23 protein-coding genes are annotated in these 23,302 nt (G+C 68.9%); 10 read left to right on the forward strand and 13 right to left on the reverse strand.

What is annotated here, in order from left to right; translation table 11 throughout:
- Positions 1–289 precede the first annotated feature (289 nt).
- Entirely contained in the window at positions 290–469 is a 180-nt protein-coding gene (locus VFB40_RS10920) for a hypothetical protein (RefSeq protein WP_324849554.1), read from the reverse strand.
- On the opposite strand from VFB40_RS10920, the gene VFB40_RS10925 reads away from it, so the two are divergent.
- Both VFB40_RS10925 and VFB40_RS10930 read left to right on the forward strand, forming a co-directional pair.
- Positions 453–1,130, forward strand: coding sequence for a trypsin-like serine peptidase (locus tag VFB40_RS10925; protein ID WP_324849556.1), 678 nt, complete (start codon positions 453–455; stop codon positions 1,128–1,130). The genes VFB40_RS10920 and VFB40_RS10925 overlap by 17 nt on opposite strands.
- Before the next feature lie 83 nt (positions 1,131–1,213).
- The gene (locus tag VFB40_RS10930; protein WP_324849558.1) at positions 1,214–1,978 is read left to right on the forward strand and encodes an SAM-dependent methyltransferase; all 765 of its coding nucleotides are present in this window, start codon (positions 1,214–1,216) and stop codon (positions 1,976–1,978) included.
- A 21-nt stretch (positions 1,979–1,999) separates the two neighbouring features.
- Here the strand turns inward: VFB40_RS10930 and VFB40_RS10935 are convergent, their stop codons facing one another.
- Positions 2,000–2,557 carry an AAA family ATPase gene (locus tag VFB40_RS10935; RefSeq protein WP_324849560.1) on the reverse strand — a complete coding sequence of 186 codons (558 nt, stop codon included), beginning with the start codon at positions 2,555–2,557 and terminating at the stop codon, positions 2,000–2,002.
- Positions 2,558–2,949: 392 nt separating this feature from the next.
- On the opposite strand from VFB40_RS10935, the gene VFB40_RS10940 reads away from it, so the two are divergent.
- Together VFB40_RS10940 and VFB40_RS10945 are read left to right on the forward strand one after the other, a co-directional pair.
- Positions 2,950–3,852: a M20/M25/M40 family metallo-hydrolase gene (locus VFB40_RS10940; RefSeq protein WP_349261436.1), complete on the forward strand. Its 903-nt coding sequence runs from the start codon at positions 2,950–2,952 to the stop codon at positions 3,850–3,852.
- 206 nt (positions 3,853–4,058) lie between these two features.
- Positions 4,059–5,693: an ABC-F family ATP-binding cassette domain-containing protein gene (locus VFB40_RS10945; RefSeq protein ID WP_324849564.1), complete on the forward strand. Its 1,635-nt coding sequence runs from the start codon at positions 4,059–4,061 to the stop codon at positions 5,691–5,693.
- Between the two features lie 55 nt (positions 5,694–5,748).
- Here the strand turns inward: VFB40_RS10945 and VFB40_RS10950 are convergent, their stop codons facing one another.
- From VFB40_RS10950 to VFB40_RS10970, 5 genes are all read right to left on the reverse strand, one after another.
- Positions 5,749–5,970 (reverse strand): hypothetical protein, encoded by a 222-nt coding sequence (locus VFB40_RS10950; RefSeq protein WP_324849566.1) that lies wholly within the window; start codon positions 5,968–5,970, stop codon positions 5,749–5,751.
- A gap of 28 nt (positions 5,971–5,998) precedes the next feature.
- On the reverse strand, positions 5,999–7,069 hold the full coding sequence (locus tag VFB40_RS10955; protein WP_324849568.1) for a LacI family DNA-binding transcriptional regulator: 1,071 nt from the start codon (positions 7,067–7,069) through the stop codon (positions 5,999–6,001).
- A gap of 190 nt (positions 7,070–7,259) precedes the next feature.
- Positions 7,260–9,215: a putative Ig domain-containing protein gene (locus VFB40_RS10960; RefSeq protein ID WP_324849570.1), complete on the reverse strand. Its 1,956-nt coding sequence runs from the start codon at positions 9,213–9,215 to the stop codon at positions 7,260–7,262.
- A gap of 337 nt (positions 9,216–9,552) precedes the next feature.
- On the reverse strand, positions 9,553–10,473 hold the full coding sequence (locus VFB40_RS10965) for a hypothetical protein (protein ID WP_324849572.1): 921 nt from the start codon (positions 10,471–10,473) through the stop codon (positions 9,553–9,555).
- Between the two features lie 66 nt (positions 10,474–10,539).
- The gene (locus VFB40_RS10970) at positions 10,540–10,797 is read right to left on the reverse strand and encodes a GNAT family N-acetyltransferase (RefSeq protein ID WP_324849575.1); all 258 of its coding nucleotides are present in this window, start codon (positions 10,795–10,797) and stop codon (positions 10,540–10,542) included.
- 22 nt (positions 10,798–10,819) lie between these two features.
- Between VFB40_RS10970 and VFB40_RS10975 the strand changes: the two genes are divergently transcribed.
- A complete protein-coding gene (locus tag VFB40_RS10975) occupies positions 10,820–11,164 on the forward strand; it encodes a hypothetical protein (protein ID WP_324849577.1) in 345 nt (114 codons plus the stop codon).
- 298 nt (positions 11,165–11,462) lie between these two features.
- Positions 11,463–11,798 carry an RNA polymerase-binding protein RbpA gene (locus tag VFB40_RS10980; protein ID WP_324849579.1) on the forward strand — a complete coding sequence of 112 codons (336 nt, stop codon included), beginning with the start codon at positions 11,463–11,465 and terminating at the stop codon, positions 11,796–11,798.
- Positions 11,799–11,806: 8 nt separating this feature from the next.
- Here VFB40_RS10980 and VFB40_RS10985 read toward each other — a convergent pair whose 3' ends face one another.
- Complete coding sequence (locus VFB40_RS10985; protein ID WP_324849581.1) at positions 11,807–12,271, reverse strand: DUF8821 family protein; 465 nt, start codon at positions 12,269–12,271, stop codon at positions 11,807–11,809.
- 151 nt (positions 12,272–12,422) lie between these two features.
- Positions 12,423–13,325 (reverse strand): helix-turn-helix domain-containing protein, encoded by a 903-nt coding sequence (locus VFB40_RS10990; protein ID WP_324849583.1) that lies wholly within the window; start codon positions 13,323–13,325, stop codon positions 12,423–12,425.
- A 208-nt stretch (positions 13,326–13,533) separates the two neighbouring features.
- Between VFB40_RS10990 and VFB40_RS10995 the strand changes: the two genes are divergently transcribed.
- From VFB40_RS10995 to VFB40_RS11005, 3 genes are all read left to right on the forward strand, one after another.
- Complete coding sequence (locus tag VFB40_RS10995) at positions 13,534–16,878, forward strand: golvesin C-terminal-like domain-containing protein (RefSeq protein WP_324849585.1); 3,345 nt, start codon at positions 13,534–13,536, stop codon at positions 16,876–16,878.
- Between the two features lie 40 nt (positions 16,879–16,918).
- Positions 16,919–17,944, forward strand: a complete 1,026-nt coding sequence (locus VFB40_RS11000; protein ID WP_324849587.1) for a hypothetical protein — start codon at positions 16,919–16,921, stop codon at positions 17,942–17,944.
- A gap of 272 nt (positions 17,945–18,216) precedes the next feature.
- Positions 18,217–18,744, forward strand: a complete 528-nt coding sequence (locus VFB40_RS11005; protein WP_324849589.1) for a hypothetical protein — start codon at positions 18,217–18,219, stop codon at positions 18,742–18,744.
- Positions 18,745–18,863: 119 nt separating this feature from the next.
- Here the strand turns inward: VFB40_RS11005 and VFB40_RS11010 are convergent, their stop codons facing one another.
- The 4 genes from VFB40_RS11010 to VFB40_RS11025 all read right to left on the reverse strand — a co-directional run bounded on the left by VFB40_RS11010 (position 18,864) and on the right by VFB40_RS11025 (position 22,428).
- Positions 18,864–19,076: a hypothetical protein gene (locus VFB40_RS11010; protein WP_324849591.1), complete on the reverse strand. Its 213-nt coding sequence runs from the start codon at positions 19,074–19,076 to the stop codon at positions 18,864–18,866.
- 128 nt (positions 19,077–19,204) lie between these two features.
- The gene (locus VFB40_RS11015) at positions 19,205–21,268 is read right to left on the reverse strand and encodes a hypothetical protein (protein ID WP_324849593.1); all 2,064 of its coding nucleotides are present in this window, start codon (positions 21,266–21,268) and stop codon (positions 19,205–19,207) included.
- Positions 21,269–21,368: 100 nt separating this feature from the next.
- On the reverse strand, positions 21,369–21,761 hold the full coding sequence (locus VFB40_RS11020) for an FMN-binding protein (RefSeq protein WP_324849595.1): 393 nt from the start codon (positions 21,759–21,761) through the stop codon (positions 21,369–21,371).
- A 271-nt stretch (positions 21,762–22,032) separates the two neighbouring features.
- Positions 22,033–22,428: an ANTAR domain-containing response regulator gene (locus tag VFB40_RS11025; protein WP_324849597.1), complete on the reverse strand. Its 396-nt coding sequence runs from the start codon at positions 22,426–22,428 to the stop codon at positions 22,033–22,035.
- Between the two features lie 418 nt (positions 22,429–22,846).
- Here VFB40_RS11025 and VFB40_RS11030 point away from each other — a divergent pair.
- The coding region (locus tag VFB40_RS11030) for a glycosyltransferase (protein WP_324849598.1) at positions 22,847–23,302 on the forward strand (456 nt) is incomplete at its 3' end.

Here is a 23,302-nt window from a genome sequence, read left to right on the forward strand (position 1 = left end):
GACGATCCCGGTGGCGCTGGTGTTCTTCTTCTTCCAGCGGCACATCATGCGCGGCACCGAGGGCGCGGTGAAGGAGTGAGTGAGGTACCGGTGAACGGCCGAGCCCAGATCGAATGGGACCTGTAGCGAATCTCATCTGACTCTGAGACTCGCATCAGATCCGCTTAGCGGAGCATTCGTACGTTGCGTGGATGCTGCACGTTCGCAAGCCACGATGGAGCTCCCACCGCCGCGTCGCCGCGGTCGGATGCGCCGCGTTGCTGCTCACGGCCGGCGTCGGCGCCACCACCTACGCGAAAGTCGGCGGCCGGCTCAAGCTGGTGAGCTCGAGTTCGGTGTCGGCGGCCTCGCCCTCGACCCCGACCGCAACCGCAACTGTGTCATCCAGCCTCAGCCCCAGTTCGAGCCCCAGCCCGAGTTCAAGCTCAACCTCAACCTCAACCTCAATGAGCGTGTCGAACCCCCTCAAGGGCGAGGCCTTCTCCGGCACCGCGCAGGTAGGCACACTCTTCGGCACCTCGAACGGGTCGCTGACGTCGCACCATTGCACCGGGAGCGTGGTGTCCAGCCCACAGGGCGACATCGTCGTGACCGCGGCGCACTGCGTGTACTCCAGTTCGGGGGCCAAGACGGGCTTGGCGTTCGTCCCCGACTACAACGACGGCAGCATGCCGTACGGGGTCTGGGACGTCTCAGCGGTCTACGTCGCCCAGCAATGGATCTCCGACCGCGATCCCGACTACGACGTGGCGTTCATCGTGGTGCACAAAAGCGGGTCGAGCACGCCGATCCAGAGCGTCGTGGGCGCGGACACGCTCGCGGTTGACCGGTCGTACACCGCCCTGACCACCGTCATCGGCTACCCCTCGGACAGCAACGAGCCGATCACCTGCACGAACTACACATCAGAGTTCTCATCCACGCAGCTCCAGTGGGACTGCGACGGATATCCGGGCGGCACCAGTGGATCGCCATTCCTCACGGACGTGAACTCTAAGACCGGCCTGGGCGCGGTCGACGGTGTCATCGGCGGCTACGAAACCGGCGGGGACAGCCCGGACGTCTCGTACTCGGTCCACTTCACGACCTGGGTCAGTCAGCTGCTCGCCGAGGCTGAATCAAAGAACTGAGTCCGTGCACCGAGCGCATCCTCCTCAAGAGACCTGGTAAATCGGTTGCGGGACCGTTCGCGGTCCACTTGGGTCTGTCATCTATGACTGCGATAGAGGACCTCGTGTGCCCAGAGCGGTATCCGCTCGCGTCCAAATACGACCCGGCATGGCTGCTCGGGCTGGACATGGGGCCGAACCCGTTGTGGATGCTGGAGGACCTGGCCCGCGACCTGGAGCTGAAGCCGGGGATGCGGGTGCTCGATCTCGGTTCCGGGAAGGGCGCCACCTCAGTGTTCCTGGCCAGTGAGTACGGGGCGCAGGTGGTGGCCGCGGACTGGTGGATCGCACCCGAGGAGGCTGCAGCCGTGTTCGCCGAGGCGGGCGTCGCCGACCGGGTCACCGCGGTGCGGGCCGAGGCGCACGCCCTGCCGTTCGGGAAGGAGTACTTCGACGCGATCGTGAGCATCGACGCGTTCGAATACTTCGGGACCGCGGACTCCTACCTGCCCTACCTGCTGCGATTCCTGCGGCCCGGAGGGCAGGTGGGGATGGCCACGCCGGCGATGAGCCGGGAGGTGCGCGAGCTCGGCGCGATCCCGGAGCACATCGAGAAGCTGTTCGGGTGGGAGGCGATGGCGTGGCACACGCCCGAGTGGTGGCGTTTCCAGTGGGAGATCACGAAGCTGGTGGACGTGACCTGCGCACGCCTTCAGGAGCACGGCTGGCAGGACTGGCTGGCTTGGGAGCGGGCCTGCGCGGAATACCGGCCGGAGAAGCTGGCCGAGTACCTTGCCCGGATCGACGTGCTCACCGTCGACGGCGGCGAGTTGCTCTCTTTCGCGCTGCTGGCTGCGAGGAAGCGATAGCGCCCCTAGGGCCGGTGGCACTCAACTCCTGATCAGGCCTCGGGTCCAGGCGTCGCGCACGATCCGCGCGGCCGTCTGCTCCGGGCCGAGGGCCGAGGTGTCGAACCACCACCCGGCGTCACCCAGCTCGCGCTGCAGCGTCGCCTCAAGCTCGACGTAGCCGTCGAACTGCCAGGATTCATCGGGGTCGCGCGTCGCGTTGCGATGTTCGCACACGTCGATGCTCGGGGCGAGCGTCACCAGCGCGACCGGGCGCGGCGCTGTCAGCTGCAGCAGCCGGTCGAGTTCTGCCCGGTCTCTGACCAGCTCGTCCATCAGCACCATGAAATCGCAGTCGATGAAGTTGTTCGCCAACGAGGTCAGGTTCCGCTCGCACAGCGCCTGCTGGCGGGCCGCCTCGTCGGCGGGCTGGCCGAGCGCCCAGACGCGGCCACTGAGGATCATCTCGTTCACGTCGTCCGCCTTGACCTGCGCGGCGCGCGGGAACTGGCGTGCCGCAAGGCGTTTGACCGTCGACTTGCCGGCGCCCGGCATCCCCGAGACGATTACGCATCCTGACAGCGGTCTCTGAGACGTCACGGAACGTGATCGTGCCATCCGGCTCCGGGCGGCGCGAGTGAATTACAAACACCCCGATAAAACCCGGTGCGTCGAAGCGGAGGTTGTGCGCAAGATTCGCCCGTGACGAATCTCGACGAGGAACTGATCGAGCTGCGGCGGGAGATTCACCGCCGCCCCGAGCTCGCCGGGGCGGAGCGCGAGACGGCCGGGCTTGTCGCCGAGCAGCTGCGTGCGGCCGGGCTCGCGGTGACGACGGGGGTCGGCGGGCACGGAGTGCTCGCGGTGCTCGACGGTTCCGCGGACGGTCCGACGGTCGCGTACCGGGCGGACATGGACGCCGTCGACGCGGAAACGAACGTGCTGCCTTTCCCGCTGTCCGACCGGGTTTTCGACGAGGCTTCGCCTCGCGCGTGCCCGGGGTCGCGCACCTGTGCGGGCACGACCTGCACACCGCGATCGGCGTGGGCGTCGCCCGGGCGCTGGCTCAGGGCTCTGAGCCCATACGCGGCCGGCTCGTGTTCGTCTTCCAGCCGGCCGAGGAGCCTCTGCAGGGGGCACGCGCGATGCTGGAGACCGGCCTGGTGCAACGGCTCGCGCCGCGTGAGTTCTATGCGCTGCACTGCAGCCCGTTCCCCTGCGGCACCATTGGCGTGTCTCCGGGATACGGCCTGCCCGGGCTCGACCACATCCGGATCGTGCTGCCGGACGGCGACGACGCGGCCGTCGCCGCCCTGACCGCCGAGATGGCGCAGCTGGGAAATGTCGGGTTCCCGCAGAGCATCGCGGAGTACAACGCGCGCTTCCGTGCGTTGCTAGAACCCGCGCTTGCCGCGTCAATCCAGGAATCAGTGTGCGTAGCTCAGTGGACTGAGCAGGCGCCCGACGGGCAGCCCATCGTCAATGTGCTGCTGCGCGTTTGGCCACAGGAGCGGCATGCGGAGCTTCGCGCGCAGGTCAAGCGACTCGCGGCAGCTGCGGGCGGAACCGTCGAGTTCCCCGGCGATCCGTTCCCCGCAATGGTCAACTCAGCGGAGCTGAGCACGGCAGCGGGTCGGTTTCTTAGCGCGGAGCTGGGACCGGAGTCCGTCGTGTGGGCTCGGGCATCCTGGCCCTTCAACTGCGAGGATTTCGCGCTGTTCCTCAACGAGGCTCCGGGCGCACAGTTCTATCTCGGCGTCGCGGACGCGCAGACGGGAATGAACGGCGCACCGCACACCCCTGATTTCGCCGCCGACGAGCGGGCGATCGGCCACGGCGTGCGCGCCATGAGCAGCCTGCTGATCGACCGGCTGGCAGCCGGGAAAAACCCGTAACGGTATCGCCTGAAGCCGTGTTACGGTGCTGGGCGCCCCCGATTGAGGAGTCCGACATGCTGAGTGACGACGACATCTCCAGCTGAGATGTCCGGGTCCCGAGCGCGTTCTGATCGACGATCCGCAGCTCGGCGCCGCTTCGTCCTCCCGTCTGTCACCCCGCGCTCGGCCCATCGCCGCGCGGGATTCCGCGCAAGGGCACTCTCATGTCACAGTCACCGTCTCCCGTCGTCGTCTCCGGCCTCTCATTCATCTGGCCGGACGACACCCCGGTCTTCCGGGACCTCAGCTTCAGCCTCGAGGCGGAGCGGATCGGCCTGGTCGCCCCGAACGGCGCCGGCAAGTCCACGCTGCTGCGGCTGATCAGCGGCGAGCTCACCCCGGCCGCAGGCTCGATCACCATCGAGGGGACGCTCGGCTATCTTCCCCAGGATCTGCCGCTGATCGCGGACCGTACGGTCGCCGACGTGCTCGGCGTGGCGGCGGTGGTCGCGGCGCTGGACGCGATCGAGTCCGGCGACACCGACGAGCGGCATTTCGCCGCCATCGGCGAGGACTGGGACCTTGAGGACAGAGTCCGGGCGCAGTTGGAGCGGCTCGGGCTGGGCCAGGTCTCGCTCCGAGAACCGCTCGGCGCGCTGAGCGGGGGCCAAGTGGTCTCGCTCGGGCTCGCCGCACAGCTGTTGCGGCGCCCCGACGTGCTGCTGCTCGACGAGCCGACCAACAACCTCGACCTCGCCGCGCGCCACAAGCTCTACGCCGTGCTCGACAGTTGGCGCGGCTGCGTTCTTGTCGTCAGCCACGACCGAGAGCTGCTGGACCGGATGGACCGCACCGCGCAGCTCGACGGTGACGAGATCCGGTTCTACGGCGGCGGCTTCAGCACCTATCAGGAGGCTGTCGACGTAGAACGACAGGCGGCCGAGCGCGGACTGCGGAACGCCGAGCAGGAGCTCAAGCGCGAGAAGCGGGAGATGCAACAGGCTCGCGAGCGGGCGGAGCGCCGGGCCGGCAATGCGGCGAGGAACCTCAAGAACGCCGGTCTGCCAAAGATCGTCGCCGGCAACATGAAGCGCAGCGCCCAGAAGGCCGCTGGCATCGCGCAGACGATGCATGCCTCGCGCGTGAGCGAGGCGAAGGAGCGTGCTGACTTGGCCGCCAAGGCCGTGCGCTCGGATCAGAGCATTGCGCTCGAACTGCCGGACACCCGCGGGCCGGCCGGGCGCACCCTGTTCGTCGGGGAGGGCCTGCGCAAGCGTTTCGGCGACGCCGAGGTGTTCGCGGGCGACGGGGTCGACTTGACCGTCCGCGGGCCGGAGCGCATCGCGTTGTCCGGCGGGAACGGCGCGGGCAAGTCCACGCTGATGCGGCTGATCCACGGCGACTTGGCGCCCGACAGCGGGACGATCCGCCGTGCCGACGGGCGCGTGGCCTACCTGTCGCAGCGGCTTGACTTGCTCGATGACGACAAGAGCGTCGCCGAGAACTTCGCCGCGATCGCGCCCTCACTTCCCGACGCGCAGCGGCTCAACGTCCTGGCGCGGTTCCTCTTCCGCGGCTCGCGCATCCACCTGCCAGCGCGGGTTCTGTCCGGCGGCGAGCGGCTTCGCGCGACGCTGGCTTGCGTGCTGTACGCCGATCCGGCGCCGCATCTGCTCCTGCTGGACGAACCGACGAACAACCTCGACTTGGTCAGCGTCGCCCAGTTGGAGAACGCGCTGAACGCATATCAGGGTGCTTTCGTCGTGGTGAGCCACGACGAACGCTTCCTGAAGGAAATCAAGGTCCAACGGCGGCTCGACCTGGCGGCCGGGCGCTTGAGCAGCCAATCAGTAGATTGATATGCATCGCAAGGGCCGGGCCGACGGCCTTCGCAGCGGACGGCCCGGCGGACGATTAGGGCGTCGCCGGCCTGCACGTCTCAGCGTCGCGGCGCGGCTCGATCCGCGCCGCGAGGTTGCGCAGGGACGCGGCGGTGGCCCGGCGTACCGAGGTGGTGCGCGGCGCATGGGCGCGTCGGCGCCTCGCCTTGGGGGCGATGACCGGGGCGTCGGGGCGGGCCGAGTGCGAGTCGCGCTGTGCTGCGTGTGTCGCGAGGATGAAGCCCATGGGGTCCATTTGCCTCTCCTTCTCTCTTCATCACTTTTCACTGGTCGGGGGCGGGCCCGGTGGACGCGCGGACCCGCAGCCGGGTCGGCAGCAGGATCCGGCGCTCGGCCGGGTCGGCGGGCGGATCGAGCAGCAGGGTCCCGGTGAGCCGGCCCTTCTCCAGCGCGGGCTGCGCGATCGTGGTCAGGCGCGAGGAGGTGGCCTCGGGGATGTCGTCGAACCCGATGACGGACACGTCCTTGCCCGGCCGCAGTCCCCGGGCCTTGAGCGCGTCGAGGACGCCGAGTGCCAGGATGTCGGTGACGGCCAGGATCGCCGTCGGCCTCGGCGCGCGGTCCAGCGCGTGCCCGGCCGCTTCCGCGCCGGCCGCCCGGCTGTTCTGCGCCGCGTTGACCGTCTGGATCTGCGGCCAGCCGACTCCCACCTCGGCCAGCGCGTCGCGGTATCCCAGGAGGCGTTCCCGGGTGACGTAGTAGGGCAGCTTCTCGGGGTCGGCCACCGTCACGGGCCTGGTCTCGCGTTCTGGAATGATCCAGTCCGCGATCAGCGCGACGCGGCGGTGGCCGAGCCCGGTGACGTGCCGCCCGGCCGCAAGCGTCGCCGCGGCTTCGTCGATCCCGACGAAGCGCGCGTCAGGGTCGTCCTGGTCGCGTCGCTCGGCGCTGACGATCGGCAGGCCGCGCGCCCGGATCGCCTGAAGGGACGGGTGCCAGTCCGTCAGGCAGTAGATGCAGAAGCCGTCGACCACCGCGTTGTTCACCACGGTGGCCGCCGCCTCGCCGTCCTTCGAGACCGGCATGAGCAGCAGCCCGGTGTCGTGAAGCTCGGCGGTCTGCGCGAGCCCTCGCAGGAACTGCACGGCGTACGGATCGGTGAAGGCGTAGGAGAGCGTGTCGCTGAAGACCACGCCGATCGCGCCGACCCGCCCGCTGCGCAGCGACCGCGCCGCCGGATTCGGCCCGGAGTAGCCCAGCTGCCGCGCGGTCTCCAGGATCTTCTCGCGCAGCCGGGGCGAGAGCTGGTCAGGCCGGCTGTATGCGTTCGAGACGGTGCTGCGCGAGATGCCGAGGGCGTCGGCGACGGTCTGCAGTGTCGGTTTCACGGCCATCCCGCCCTTCTGTATCGATCCAGTCCCTCTGTATCGATACAGTACGCCTTTTGGCGGGAGACGCAAGCGGCGACCGGGGTGAGTCGTCGGCGAATGCGTCGCAGCGAGGCGCGGTGTCCAGGCCTGGCTTGCCCGGACACCGCGTCACCGCTTGCGCATTTCCTGCGTCTTGTGCGCCTTGTGCGTCAGGTCATGAGACGTTGAGCGCAGCGTCGTCGAGGACGAAGTCGGTGGTGCCGTAGTACGCGTCGGTCTCGGTGCCGGTGAACTTCAGCGTGACGTGCTGGCCGATGAACTGGTTCAGCGAGAACGCGGCCTGGTCCCACTTGTTGTCGGCGTCCAGGTTGCTAAAGCTGTGCAGCGTGGCCAGGACGGTGCCGGAGGAGTTGAGGACCTGCACCGACAGGGTGTCGGCCGCGCCCAGCGCCAGCTCGCCGGTGGAGATGTGCCGCCAGAACGAGAACGCGGCGGTCTTGCACGTCGACGGGATGTTCACGCTCTGGGCGATGGTGTCGGTGGCCGGGAAGCCGTAGCCGTCGAGCCAGGACACGTAGTTGCCCGAGTGCGCTTGCAGGCCGTAATTGCTCGACGGGACGATCGAGCCGGTGGTGCCCGTCCACGGCGTAGTGCCGTTCTCGAAACCGCCGTTGACGATCAAGTTGGCCGCGGTGCAGCCGGTGCCGGATGCCGCCACCGACCACGTAAAGCTCGCCGAGCCTGAGGCCTTGGTCGTGTCCGTCGCGGTGACGGTCACGTTCGAGGTGCCCGCGGCGGTCGGGGTGCCTGAGATCAGGCCGGTCGCGGAGTTGATCGACAGGCCGGCCGGCAGGCCCGAAGCCGAGTAGGTCAGCGTTTGCCCGGAGGCCGAGTCGGTGGCGGTGATCTGCAGGCTGGCCGCCGTGCCGACGGTGCCGGACTGGCTGCCCGGGTTGCTCACCGTCACGGTGTTGCCTTGACTGCCGTGGTTGACGATCGGGTGCGAGATCGCGCAGTTGTTGGTGTCGTTGGACCAGGACGCCTGCTCGGCGAAGGTTCCGGTGGCGAAGGTGATGTCGGCGGCGCCTCCGGTGCTGCCGGGGGCGATCCACGCGCACTCGTCGGAGTTCTCGTAGCCGTTGGTCCCGCCGTTGGTGCCCGGGTTGTTCCAACCGGTGATGAGGGTGTCCGACATCATCTCGTGCCACTCGTGCCCGATGGTCATCGTGTAGCCGTCCAGCGTCCCCGAGGCGCCGTTCACGAAGCCCACGCCGCACGCGCTTTGCGTGCCGGAGTAGAAGTCCATGTTGTACGGCTGGTTGCTGAATGCGATGGGGCCGTAGGGCGAGTTGAGCGGTCCTCCGGTCATGCCCGGGTAACCGGTCCACATGTGCCAGGCGCAGTATCCGGACGTGAGGCTCTGGTAGTTGTCCGGGTCGGTGCCGTGCGGGGAGAGGATCACGTAGTAGGCGTTGCGGTTGCTCGCGGCAGTGGTGTTGCCGAAGTGCGCCGCGGCGTTGATGGCCTCCTGCGCCAGCTGGTGCTCGGTCGCAGTGCTCGGGGAGGCCGCGGAGTTGTCGTACCACGCGCCGGCCAGCACGCCGCCGCTCTGGTAGGGCACGAACGCCGAGGCCGGGGTGGTGCTCGGGCAGCTGTACGCGCCGGCCGAGACGGTCGAGCCGTCACACCACTGGGTCAGGTCGGCCGACCACAGCTCGTTGTTCGTGCCGATGCCCTTGAACATCTCCTGCGCGGCGGAGGCGGCGCCGTCCAGATCGCCGGTGAACTTGGCGTCGCCGTTGCCGTCAGTGCTCTGCGTGCCCCACTGCGTGCCGTAGAAGACCACGTACACCTTGGTCTTGGCGCCGCTCATGACCCCTTCGCCGTTGGTGCCGCCCTGATAGGCCAGGGTGTTCGCGCCGACTGTCGTGGCGGCGGCGGTGGTCGAGGCGTCCGGGTGGGCCTTCTTCCACGCCTTGATGTGGGCCTGCTCCGGCGCGGTGGGCATCACGCCGGGATGCGACTGGAAGTAGGCCACGACCGGATCGGTCCGGCCGGAGGAGCCCGGGTTCGCCGAGGCGGCGGCGCTGACCGCGGGCAGGGTGACCGTCGCGAGGCCGGCGAGCACGGCGGTGGCCGTGGCTATTCGTCGTGCGCTTCGTTCGGACATCGTTGTCCTTTCGGGTGGGATCGAGCGGGCCGGTGGATCTCGGGTTTCGAGCAGGGACCGGCTCCGCGCGGCGTTTGCACGGTGGTGCGTGCGTCGACTACGCCGTTTCAGGGCAGCCGGAAAGAGCGCGCTCGACGCATCGCGCTGTGGCGGTTGTGCTGCGGGGTGGGTGCGGCTGGTCGCGGGCATGCCGAATAAGGCTCTTGGCATGCGGGGCGGTCGTCCGGGAAGACCTTCGCGGACCTCAGCGCGTAGCCCCAAAGTAGCCGCAGGGCATACGCGGATCAACAAAATGCTAAATGTAAAAACCCGGCCAACGGCGCGCGCCGCGCCGCGCTCAGTCCGTCCAGGCCCACCGGATCCCGAACTGGCCCGGGCCGACGTCCAGGGCCACCGCGGTGGCGCGCCCGAACTCGTCGAGGCTCATGACGCGCTCGGTGTAGTCGTCCGAGTCAACGGCCGAAGACGCGATCTGCACGCACCGCGCCGGTCTGCTCGACTCGGCGAATTCGACTTCGAGTACGTATTCGCGCAGCGGCTCCGGGAAGCGCCGCGTGGACTCCACGTCGCTGATGAACGGCTCCGCGATGTCGAGCCGGTGCTCCATGACGTGGAACTCTCCGGCGCGCAACGGATGCCCGAACAAGAGTTCCGCCGCGACCAGCCCGGAGCTGTGCACCGAGACGACCTGGCCGAGCGAGCAGCCGCGCATCGGCGTGATCGTGAGCGTGTTCTCTCCGCATTCCGCGTTGTACAGCGCGAGCAGCCGATCGGGGCCGTCGACCGTCGCCCGCAGCAGCAGCCGATTCCATTGGCGGTGGATGAGGCGGTCGGCGCCGACCGAGACGCGATCGTGCATGGAGACCCGCACGACGTCCCCGCTCCAGACCGGGTCCATGTCGCGCAGCGCCTCGATGACCGCGCTTCGGTCGTGGTAGATCTCGGTGATGGCGTGCACCGCGGAGGTGTTCCTGCGCCCCCGCGGCCGGGGCGGTTCGAGCAGCGCGGTGAGCGCCGCGGGCTGGAGGTCGAGGATCCGCTCGAGGGCGCCGAGCGCGGCGATCGAGGCCTCGCGCTCCGGCTGGCTGCGCCCGGACTGCCAATGGCTGAGCGCCGCGAGGCTGACCGGAGTCCCGGCCTCGGCGAGCTTGGCCTGAATCCGGTCCAGGGTCAGGCCCCGGACGCGGATGGCCTCTCGCAGAGCGGCGCAGAACGGCCCCTTTTTGAGCAAAGCATCGAGCGCTACCGAATGGCTCACAATTCGACCTCCGCCCGGCAGGAGCGCTGCCGCAATCGCACACTACCAGCGACGGTCGGAGATGCCCTAGACGTTCTTGCGGTACAGGTGCGACGTGGCGGTTCGCTGGTACCCGATTTTCTCGTAGAACGGGTGGGATTCGCTGCGCATGACATTCGAGCGGACCACGACCACGTGAAGGCCGCGCTGGGACGCCCATTGTTCGGCAGCGTCCACCGGCACGCGGCCGAGGCCGCAGCGGCGGGCCGCTGAATCCGGAATGCGCTCCAGCCGGCTGGCCACCGCGGATAACTCGCTCGGGTAGCCGAGCTGAGCCAGCAGCATCAACTACCTGCGCAAGATCGAGATGCCGCTGCCGTTCGCCTGCTACGGCGCGCTGCTCGCGGGTGTGGACCACGTGCTGGTCGGCGCGGGCGACCCGGCCGAGCTGCCCCGGCTGCTGGATCGGCTGGCCGCTGGTGAGCCGGCTTCGCTCTCGGTGCGCGTGCAGGGCGCCACCGCGCAGGACGGGGAATTCGCCGCCCGCTTCGATCCGCGCGACCTGTTCGGCCCGTCTCCGCCGGTGCTGCGCCGGCCCAGGCTGGACGCGATCGTCGCGTCCGTGGATCTCGCCGCCGCGCTGGCCGCCGATCCGGTCACTACACGGCCCGCGACGCGGTCGCCTACCTTCTTGGAAACCAAGCGCAAGTAGCCGTCACGCCTAAACCGTGAGCCGCAGCCGAGGAAACGACGCTGGTCAGCGGCATGTTGTGGATCTTCTAGAGCCGCGTTGGCGGCCGTCGGGCGCCAACGCATTCGACAGCCGACCGCGCGGAGGGCGTAGGCTGCTGCGGATGGCCGGGAGATCGGCCGCTGTCAGTGCTCGGGTCGGCGGTTTCGGCGGTGCGGGTCGAAGCGGCCGGGTTTCGGGGCTGGACCGGCGTGATCATGCGGATCGGTTCGGCGCAGGTTCAGTGTTCGACGGTTCCCGGTGACAGGAGATCGCGGCTGTGGCCCGAAGTAGCGGTGTACGCGGAAGCAGGGTCGGTTCCGGCCCGATGGGCGAGAGCGAGCGCGGTAACGCGGCCGCCCGCGTCGCGGTGACCTACTGGTGCGAAGTCGGCCATGTGACGCAGCTGCGTTTCGCGGACACGGCGGAGGTGCCGGAGGTCTGGGAGTGCTCGATCTGCGGCCTGCCCGCGGGCCGGGATCAGGACAACCCTCCGGTGCAGGCTCCGGTCGCGCCGTACAAGACCCACCTGCAGTACGTGCGGGAGCGGCGCAGCGAGGCCGAGGCGGAGATCCTGCTGGCGGAGGCGCTGGCGAGGCTGCGTTCGACCGCCTGAGCGCGGGCTCAGTACTCGCCTTTGATCACGAAGAACGAGCCGCGGATCACGCCGGCCAGCTTCGAGTTCTGGCGCGCGAACTTGAACTTCGAGGCGAGTTCTTCGGGCACTTCCATGCCCTCCGAGAGCTTGAGCCCCACCGCGCGCTTCGCTCCGTCCTCGATGCCGTACATCACGTTGATGGACAGGCCGGACTCGTAGAAGACGTAGGTCATCTTGTAGCCGTCCACCTCGAAGGAGGTCACCTCCAGCGGGCGGGAGGAGATGACGATGTCGCGCTCCTTGGCCAGGATGTCGTTCACCCGATCGAGTGCTTCTGGCTCCTCGTCGGCGGGGCTGACGGTGAAGACGTGACCGTACTTGTTCCGGTAGTAGCGCGCCTCGTTGGCGCGCAGGCCCGCGAGAGCCTTCGCGACGGGGGATGACTCCAGGCCGACGGTGGATACGTTCTCAAAGTCTACGGTGTATGACATTGCGTCCTCCCGATCATGGTGTCTGCGGCGCCGGTGCGGCTCGCGTGTCTTCAGCGGTTGTGCTGACTTCACGCTACGTCCCGGCGCGCGGCACGGCTTCTCGAATCCTGATCGGTTGCCCTAGGCGCTTGCGCTGTCGCGCGCCTTCTCGTCACCGGCCCTGGAGGCAGGGCGTGGCGGCCGTGATCGGATCCTGGTTCGGTGGGTGCACAATCAGCGAGGCCTTCAGGCAGCCGTCGCCGGGGTGCAGCAGGTCGGTGTACACCGGCATGGTGCCCTGAGCGAGGTAGGCGAAGGCGCTGGCCCGGCCGTCCGAGGCCTGCACGCGGACCTCGGCGAACATCGGCGTCGAGTTGGGGTTGAGGTAGAACCTGGCCCAGCCTGCCTGGCAGCGCGGCGAGTACTTCAGCTCCAGCGTCCCGGAGGCGGCCGGGCCGATCTTGACCTGGCTCTCGCCGAGAACCACGGTGTCCGTGCCGCATCCGACCGCGGCCGGGTCCTGCCCGTCGGCGGGAGTGGTGAAGGCTGACGGGGTCGCGGTGGGGCCCGCGGCCGCCGCCGGGGTGGAGGCGGAGCCTCGGGGCGAGGCGAACCAGGTCACCGTAGCCGCGATGGCCGCCGTGAGCACCACGAGCGCGGCGTCGCGTAGGACGGTCCGGCCGCGCCGGGATCGGAGCTGAGGCTCGGGCTCAGACTCGGCCGCCGGCGGATCGATCGCAGTCTCGGGCTGCTCCCCGGCCGCGGGCAGGCCGGCGTTCTCGCCGACCGCGCGGGCCCAGCGCTCGCCCCACTCCTGCGGATCGGCGTCGCAAGCGCGGGCGAAGGCCTCCACGACGGCGCGGGTCGGCAGCCGCTTGCCCGAGACGGCGTCCGAGAGCGTGCTCGGCGCGTAGTTGACCGCGCGCCCCATCTCCCGGAAGCTCGGCGATCCGGCGCGGGCGCGCAGAGCGCGCAGCGCCGCGGCGAAGCGCGCGGCGGGAGTGCCGGTCGCAGTGTCCGCGGGGGTGTCCGACGCCGCGCTTGCCGGGGGCCCCGGCTCGGGAGAAACCGTCATACCGGCATACCGTTTCAGGTTTCTGCCACGTTCGCAAGATCCCGAACGCTCGCCGAACGCGCAGGTGGTCGCGTTCGGACGACTCCGTTCACGCCCCGTCGCACCGAGCACTTCACGCACCGGAGTAAGTACGCGTACACCTGTGGAACTGTCCGGCCACGCGGAGGGGATCAGCATGCGACAGGCGTTTGAATGGATTCGGCGCGCGGTGGTTCTGGGGTCGGCCGCCGTGCTCGTCGCCACGGCGGCGTCGCCTTCGTCGACGGCCTCTTCGACGCACTCCTCCGCGCGCGCCGGGGCCGGTGCGCTCTCGGCGGCGCAACCGGCCGCGAGCGGGTCCAGCGAGCCGCTGCTGCTGATCCACGGCTACACCGACAGCTGCTTCTCGGCCTGGACGCCGACACTCAGCACAGACACCACGGACCCTCCACAGGGACCGCACGGGCTGGCGAGCGCGAGCAACTTCCTCTCGTCCACCGGTGGCTTCAGCGACGTGCGCAGCATCGGCTACTACACCTACGAGACCAACCAGGTCTCGCAGAGCGGCGAGTCAAACTACGGATGCGTCGGGACCAGCTACGGGCAGGGCGGGGCGGTGACCGACGCGCCGGACGTGGGCTCTACCGCTGACGGCTCCGACTCCCCGTCGGACAAGTGCGTCTCCATCCCGCATACGCACACTGTCACAGTCGACGAGACCGGCGGCGTGACGACGACGGTCACCGTCGACGACACCGGAACGACCGGCGATCCGATCCGGCACATCGCCTGTCGCATGGCCTGGTACATCTACGACACGTTCACCGCCAAATCGCTGCCGGTGCGCATCCTGGCGCACTCGATGGGCGGCCTGGTCGTGCGCGACGCGATCGCCGAGTCCGGGTCGAGCGCCGCCTTCCCGCCCACGCCGCTGTGGGTCGACCGGGTGGTGACTGTGGCCACTCCGCACGGCGGGCTGGACGGAAGGTACCTGACCAACGCCCGGGTGTTTCAGGACTCGACCGAGGTCGAGGACATGGCCGTCGGCAGCTCCCTGATGAACTACCTGAACGCGCATCAGGACCCGCAGGGCGCACAGGCTGGCACCTTCTGGGGCCTGGTCGGCGGATCGCAGAGCTGTAATCCGCAGGCCGCCGGGAATGACTCGACCACGATCGGGAACCTCGGCAACCTGGTCCACCCCAGCTGCACCGAAGGCGGCAGCGGCACGAATCCGTACACCAGCGGCGACGGGATCATCCAGTCCAGCAGCCAGCTCGGCATGAAGGCCGATATCAAGGTGCTGTACGGCATGGTGGACAAGCAGGTGCTCAACACGGAGGTCACCTACACCGCCGACTCCGCCACCCAGTACGGGCACGAATGGGGCTCCGGAGCGGTCGGGGTCTACGTGCCGGGCCCCTTCTACCTCAACGACGACGGCAGCGGCACGACCAAAGCGTTCGTGTGCGCCGCCTCGTGCACCAGCACGCCGTCCAACAACCCGCTCGGCGACATGAACCTCGGCGCGAACACCGCCGTGCCCACGCCGCGGGCCCTGACCGAGATAGCGCAGCTGCTCACCTCGACGCCGACCACGTACTCCATAGGCCACGCGGTCATGGCAGGCAACGACTACCCGTTCGACGGCCTCGGACAGTACGACCGCCAAGCGCTGACAGACCCCTGGCACGAGTACGACGGCCAGTGCGACTCGTTCGCCGCATGGAAGGTCTATGAGACGCTCGGCGGCACCGCGCGCGCGTCCTCAGCCAGCATCCCCAACGCCGGATTCAGCCCGGCGGACAAGGGGATCAGCCCCGTGGTCGGCTACGCCGGAGCCGGGGCGCCGAGCAGCAACTGGGGCGACGCCAAGGACTGGGGCGCCAAGGCGCGGTCGCTGGGCATCACCGTGGACGACAACCCGGCCCCCGGCGCGATCGCCTGGTGGGCCGCCAGCAGCGCCATGCCGGTCGGCCACGTCGGGTTCGTCACCGACGTCTACCTCGACGGCTCGGTGACCATCGAGAACTACAACCTGCGCGCCAACGGCGAATACTCCACCCTCTACATGAACCGGGCCGGCGCCGACGACACCAGCTTCAACCTGCCCGCCTTCCACGTCCCGTGGCCCAGCGGGTACATCCACTTCGCCCAGCCCGCCTCGAACGTCACCTATCCTCCGCACCCGACGCCGTCGCCCACGTTCCACTACCCGCACAACACCTACGGCCCCGACAGCGGCGGCAACGGCTCCGGCTTCACGCTCGCCGGGTCCTACTACCAGAACACCGTGGACGGCTGGTACCTCGACTCAGGGCACGGACAAATCGGCAACGAGCGGTGGACCAACACGCACAAGGGCTCCGCCGACTCGACCGCCACCTGGTCGCCGCCGCTCACGTCAGGGTCCTGTTATGAAGTCGACGCCTTCGTGCCGGACAACTGGTCCAACAACGCCGCGGCGCTCTATACCGTCACGGATCAGAAGTTCGGGACCACGCTCGTGCCGGTCGACGAGAACGCGGCGACCAACGCCTACGTGGAGCTGGGCGTCTTCCAAGCCCGCTCCGACGGGACGCTGCCAGTCACGTTGACCGATCAGGGCAGCGGCAACGGCCAGGTCGCCGCGGACGCGATGCGCTTCCTTCCGCAGTCCTCGTGCAGCGGCGCCGTACGCTCCTCGCAGACCATCGGCAACCCGCAACTGTCCAGCGGCTGGACCTCCGACCCGGGTCGCGGACAGCTCGGCACCTCGTACTACACGTTCACCAACGGCATGACGCCGAGCTCCTCGGCCACCTGGAGCGCGACGGTAGCGCCCAATGCGTGCTACGAGATCTACGCCTACGTTCCCGACGGCCACTCCAACAGCTACCAGGCCCAGTACGCGATCGGCTCGGCGAGTAGCTCCGCACCGGTCGTCAGTGTCGACGAGAACGGATATACCAACGGCTTCGCCGGACTGGGCGTCTACCGCGCCGACGGCTCCGGACACCTGACCGTCATCCTGACCGACCGAAGCCTGGCCAGCGGGGACGCCTACGTCGCCGCCGACACCATGTCCTTCGTACAGACCTCGTGCTCGCCGGCCAACCCGCCGCCGGTCCCCGTGCTGGGCGCGACCTACCCGGCGCTGACCGCCGGCCCCGGCTCGCCGCTGACGCAGTTCTCGCTGACCAACGACTGGTACAACCGCTTCGGCCACGGCGACCTCGGCTACGAGAAATGGACCCACACCAACGGCACCACCGCGGTGTCCAAGGCCACCTGGACGTTCACCAGCGGGCTGAGCGCCAACACCACCTACCACGCCTGCGCGTACATCCCGGACAACTACGCCAACAACACCGCGGCGCACTACCAGGGCTTCCAGGGCACCTCGAGCACAGCGACCTTCAGCGCCCTGGTCAACCAGAACACCACCACCGGCTGGACCTACCTCGGGCTGCTGAACCCGGGCACCTCCGGCAAGCTCACCGTCGTCCTCGACGACACCGGACCGACCACCACCGCCGGCGCCCCCAGCTACACCGCCGCCGACGCCGTCCGCCTGACCACCGGGAACTGCTGATCCCGGGAAACCGCAGCACGCTGCACGAGGAAAGAGAGACATGATCCGCACGCCCGCACTCCCCGGACCGCGCCGCGGCCGCAGCGCCATGAGCACCCTGATGGCCGCGCTCTTGATCGCGTTCGCGCTGATCGGCGTCGCCTCGACCAAGGCCTCGGCCTTCGCCGCCGGCGAGGCCACGGACGCCCGCCCGGGAATCGCCGACGCCGGGGGCACGCTGTACGTGGGCTGGGCCGGCACCGACACCGGCCACACCCTCAACATCGGCGCCCTGTCCTTCGACTCGTCAGGAGCCTTCAACGGCTGGGCGAGCGTCAATACGTTTAGCGGCGAGCAGACCTACGCACACACCGGCCCCTCAGTCACCGCGGCGAGCGTACCGGGGTACTCGGGCAGCCAGATCCTGGTGGCCTGGACCGACATCAACGGCCGGCTGATCCTCGGCCACTACGTCGGCACCAAGACGCTGTCCTGCGAGATCGCGCTGAATCAGTACTCGCACCACTCGCCGTACCTGATCGCCATCGGCTCCACGGTCTACTTGACCTGGACCGGCCTGGACTCGGCCGGCCACATCAACATCCTGAAGCTCTCGTCGAACCTCTGCTCCACCTCCACGAGCGGCACCGTCACGCTCAACGACACCGCCACCGCGGGACCGGCGCTCACCACGGACGGCGCGAACATCTTCGTCGCGTGGCCGGGAACCGGCTCCGGTCAGAACCTGTGGGCCGGCCAGTACACCGGCTCCAGCAACCTCACCCACCACACGTGCTTCTGCCAGTACAAGTCCACTGACGACGTGGGCCTGACGCTCTCTTACAACCAGCCGGGCGGAGGAGGCGGGCTCGCGTACCACGGCACCAACAACCGCGTGTACGTGGTCTCAGTCACCATGAACGGCAACACCGTCTCCGCAGGCGGCCAGACGGATGACGGCGCCACCACCTCCGGCGTCGACATCACAGCCGTGCCGTCGGGCAGCAACATCCCCTCCGGTATGTACGACTCCTTCGCCGACTCCACCGCCAACGGCCGGCCCACCTTCGACTATGTAGGCATCTGAGATCCGCTTGCGTCACGGGACCCGCCCGTCGCACGGGGGCGGACGGTTCCCGTGACCAGGCGACTTGTGAGGCGTACGCGGCATGCCACCAGTAGCAGTACCGTTCCGGCGCACCCAAGGACACCCTCGGGCGCCGGCCGCGTTCGCGCTGGCGATGATCGCAGAATGCTGGCAAAAGTTTACCCGAATCGCCTATCTGTTCGGGCTGCGCCGCAGTGTCATGAACGCGAGACCCGGTAACCCACGCCGGGCCCGACTCGCGGGAGACCTGCATGCGCTTTGTCAGCCGCACCGCCACGGCCACCGGCTGCGCCCTCGCCCTAAGCGTCAGTGGCCTGATCTTCTCGGGCGCCGGCGCCGCCCACGCCGGCACCTGCTCCACCGGATACCTGCCGCTGCCCGACCCGGTCTGCACCCCCGGTTCGTACAACCCGGACGTGACCCAGTCGACCATCAACTCCACGATCTGTGTGTCCGGTTGGACCGCGACCGTGCGGCCGCCCACTTCCTACACCAACTCCCTCAAAGCTCAGGGCATCATCGACTACGGATACTCGGACACCAGCATGTCCGACTACGAAGAGGACCACTTCGTGCCGTTGGAGCTGGGCGGTTCTCCGCGCGATCCGGCGAACCTGTGGCCCGAGCCGCACTACGGCACCGAGACCTCGTACACCAAGGACGGCATCGAGACCAAGCTGAAGAACGCCGTCTGCTCAGGGCGCATCACCCTGGCCGCCGCGCGCTCCGCGATACGCACGAACTGGACCACCGCGCTGCAGACCACCGGCATCGGCTGAGTTCGCGCCTGTGACAGCCTGCTGATGAACAGCAGCGCCCGCCGACGTGGTCGCGTCGGCGGGCGCTGTGTCGTGTACGCGTGTCTGAATGCGCAGTGCGCAGGAGTCAGCGAATCCGATTACTTGCCGGTGCCCTGGATGCCGTCGATGTGGACGGCATGGCCGGTGCCCTGAATGCCATCGGGGCTGACGACAGCCCGGCCGGAGCCTTGGATGCCGTTCGAGTGGACGGCCGCGGAGGCCATTGACGCAGCGGCGAGGGAGATCGCCGCCGCGATCAGGGTCATCGACGCCACGCGGCGTGCGCGGTGCCGGCTCGGTTCTCTGTCCACAGGTCCCTCCCTTGTCGGTGAACGCTTCTCAGGATTCTGCACGGTCGCCTTGCGCGCAAGCCGCACGCTGCCGGCCTTGCGCTCGTCATCGTGCTCGACGTCACGCCGCCCCGAAGCCGCCTTTGGCGCTAACGGCGGCTGAGGACGCGGGCGACGCCGGCGGCGATCGTGGTGGCCAGCACCCATCCGCAGGCGATGAGAACGTAGGAGAACCACTGGCCGAAGCCGGACGGGTTGAAGGCGTGCTTCTGTCCGAGGTCGACGACCGGTAGGAGGAGGTCGAGGGTGTAGATGGCCGGGATGAAGTGCGGTGCGGCGCCGCTCTGGAGCGCGGGCGGGGGAGTGACGGCGTACACGATGCTGCCGGCCGCGAGGAGGAAGGCCAGCCAGGCGACCGCCCGCCAGGGCCGGTACCCGTAGCCGACGGTGATCTCCTGTATCAGGCTTCCGATACGCCCGATCCGCGGTTTCGCCTTACGCCGCCGCTGCTCGCGGGCGTAGAGGACGTGGCTGGCCTCGGCGGACTGCCCCGTGCTCGTGTAGTGCGCCGCCAGCTGTTCGTACGGCTGGGATTGGTACTCCTGTGGGTAACGCGCGAGCCAGTCGAGCCGTTCGCGCGCGGGAAGGCGCGGTTCGAGCGCCCGGTACGTCAGGCCGTCGAGATTGAGGCGGTCCGGCCACAGTCGCGGGTCGTCTATGAGGCGTTCGATGCGTGCATGGCTCAGATTCACGGTTCCCTGCACCGGTTCCGCCGGGCGCAGGGAGAGTTCTGCCACGGTGAGCGCCCTCGCGTCGAGTGCGGTGTCGCCCGGGTTGGATAGACGAGCGCCGCGCAGTTCGAGACGGCGCCCGATCTGCGCGCCGGTGAAGCGGACCCGCCCGGTCACGGTCATGCCGTCGCAGAACACGTCGGCGGCGACCTCCGTGCGGGTGAAGCGCAGCGCGACGGCGCGCGGGTTGTGTAAGTGTGCGGACACCATCAGCACGCGCCCGCCGATCTTGCAGGTGCGCATGTCCATCTCGCCGGTGACGCGGACCCGGTCCAGCTTGACCGTGCCGCCGATGCTCGCGGTGTCGGCCACGAACGCCGACGCGTCCGCTGATCCGCCGTCCAGCGTGGCGTCCTGGAGGTCGAGGGTCGCTGCTATCTGGGTGCTGACAAGGCTGACCTGTCCGGCGGCGACCGTGAGTCGACGCGCTTCGAGCGCTCCCAGGGTCGCATGGTCCAGATTCAGGGCGAGACCGCCGGGATTGGTCAACTCGGCGTCGGCGAGCGCCACGTTCGCGCTCAGCCGCGCGCCCGGCAGCCGCACCTCGCCGTTGGCGCGCAGACCGGTGCACCACAGACCGCCTTCGACGGTGAGCCCGCCGGCGCCTAACGCGCTGCCCCCGGGATTGTCCAGCCGCGCGCCGGTCAAGTTCACGCTGCCGGCGACCCTGGCGTGCCGCAGCCGCAGCTCACCTTCCACCACGAGGCCTTCGGCTTTGAGGCGCCCGCTCACCGTTGCGTTTCCGAGGGCGAGGCCGAGGCCGGGGGAACGCGGTTCGAAGCGCGCGCCGGTGAGGTCCAGCGAACCGTCGGTCCGCAGACCGTGCATCTGGCCGGCTCCACGGCACACGAGGCCGGTGCAAGCGACGTCGCCATAGGCGATGAGCCCGTTGGCCGACAGGCAGAACTCGTCGGCGCCGGATCCGACCACCGCCTCGCGCAGGCTCAACTCGCCGACGATGCGCGCTCCGTCGAGGCGCAGCACGTCACGCACGGCTGAGCGGTAGAGGTTGACGATGCCCTCAGCGTTCAGTCGCGTGGCATTGAGATAAGGCAGCGCACAGTCCACGAATCGCACGGTCTTCATGCTCGCTTCGACCAGTCGCACTTCGTCGTCGAAGCCGCAGTATTCGCACACGAAGGCGTAGGGCACCGTTGCGCCCATCAGGTCGAGGCGGCCGATCACCCGGGCGCCGCGCAGGCGCAGGGCCGGAAAGTGGCCCGGCTCCGTCTCCTGGGCGCCCAGCAGCAGCGCCCGGATCACCTCGGCGCGAATCGCGCGCTCCGGGGCCCAGCCCTCGACGTTCGCCACCGCGTCGATCTCGGGATCTCCGGAGCGCAGATCCACCCAGGCGCCGCGCGCGAACGCCTTCCAGAGCAGCGACTCGGACTCGGTCAAGTCGCCGAACTCCGCGGATTGCACGCTGCGCCCTCCATCAGTGAATGGACATTCGCTCGCGGTGGAGGTCCGCAGCCCATCGTACTCAAGAGCCGGGGCGCGCGTCAGTGTTCTGCGGTGCCGGTCAGTTGTGTCCGGCGGCGTCGAGCGCGGCCTGCAGGGAGCGGATGTAGCCGCCGGAGGTGTAGGTGGCGCCGGAGATCATGTGGATCTTCCCGGTCTGCATCGCGAGCACCTCGGCGCGCAGCTTGACCGCGGCGCCGCTGGAGCCGGCCCAGGAGTGCGGATTGTCGTGCGGGAGGGACAGCGCCGTGGCGTCGGTGATGCGCCCGCCGGTGATGGTGACGCGTACCTGCACGATGCCGTGCGTCAGCGCGATCTTCGGCCCGGTCACGGTGACGGTGTCGCCGGAGCGGACCACGGCGGCGGCCTCGGCGGGCTTGGCCTCGCCCTTGCCGAGGATGACGACCAGCAGGGCCAGCGCGGTGGCGGCGGCGAGTGCGGCAAGACGACGCACGGGTGATCCCTCAACTCTCGTTCGCGGGTGCGGCTCGGATGCGGCACCGTCGGGCACGACACGATGCCCGCGCCGGTTCGCGACTTCGGCAGGTACGGAAGAGTGTTGATTGAGGCTTTACGTTCCGGGATAGTTCTCAGGCCTTTGGTCCCTGGCCGGCAGGGACTATCGGCCCTAGGGCGCAGGTCGGCAGCCGCGCCGCCGCGACGCCAACAACTGCGCCTGGCATTCGCTGTCCGCCAGAGCGTGGACAGCGGATGCGATCCGCGCGTCAGAGGATGTCGGAGACCGTCGGGGCAGGGCCGGACCGGTACACCGCCTGGGCGACGACGGACTGCTCGATCTCGGGGAAACACGCCCCCATCAGCAGCTCGCTCGCGATCATGCGCACTTTGCGGTGCCGGCGCCGGGCGGTGGTGACCAGGAGCGCGAAGGCTTCCTGCTCGTCGTAGCCGAACCTGCCCATCAGGATGCCCTTGGCCCGCTCGATCGCGCTGCGGCTGTCGAGCGCCTCGCGAAGCTGCCGGTTCTCCTCGCACAGCGCCTCCCAGCGTTCCGGCGAACCGTCAAGTCCGTCGGCGCCGGGCAGGGCGCCCCTTCCCAATGACCTGGCCAACTGCTCGAGGGTGGACGCCACCGCTCGCGCAGCCGCGACGATCTCGTCCACCCCTGTGGTTGCAGGGTCGAATTGCTCGGTTCCGTACACCTTGCCCCCCTTAGTCCACCGTTGATACATCCCACCCTGGCGTTGACTGTACGGTGCGTGACGATTCTTACGCTTTCAGGTTAGCTCGCCAAGGGGCGTCACGGAGCGCAACGATAAATTTCGCTAGCAATCCGTTCACTCCGTGTTCACTACCCGTCCTTCTCTGCTACCGTCGGGATCATCAGGACCGCCGCCTCGCGGCGGATCGGCGCCGGAGACGTGCCTGCGCCGTCCGCATTCGGGTGTGACGTGAACGGTCTCTTCCCCTGGCGTGCCCGTCCAGGTCTAGTTTCGGGAACCTGACGTCGGTATCCCGGCAATCGCATTCAGTCGATGCCGTAATAGGGGGTACCAGGTGTTTCCGACGTCTTCTGCTGCCGTGCTGCAGTTCCCTCCGCTCGCTCCGGATGTCGCGCAACCGCTTCCGGTCAACGCCGTCGTACCGGATCAGGACCTTCAGGTAACGGTCGTGATTCCGGTACGTAACGAGGAGGACAACATCGACGCCCTGCTCGGCGGCCTCGGTGGAGCGCTGGACGGGCTGCGGGCCGAGATTCTCATCGTGGACGACAGCGACGACGAGACGGCCGGCGCGATAGCGCGGTCCGCGCCCGACTGCCCGGTGGCCGTCAAACTGCTGACCCGGCCGCTCGGGCAGCGCCGTGGCGGGTTGTCCGGCGCGGTGATCGCGGGAGCGCGATACGCCACCGGGGACTGGGTGCTGGTCATGGACGGTGACCTGCAGCATCCGCCGCAGGCCGCCGCGGGGCTGGTCGCGGCCGCGCTGCGGCACGACTCCGACATCGTGGTCGGCACCCGCTACGCCGGGGCCGGA

It is taken from the genome of Actinocrinis sp. (genome assembly GCF_035650855.1).
Classification (GTDB): domain Bacteria; phylum Actinomycetota; class Actinomycetes; order Streptomycetales; family Catenulisporaceae; genus Actinocrinis.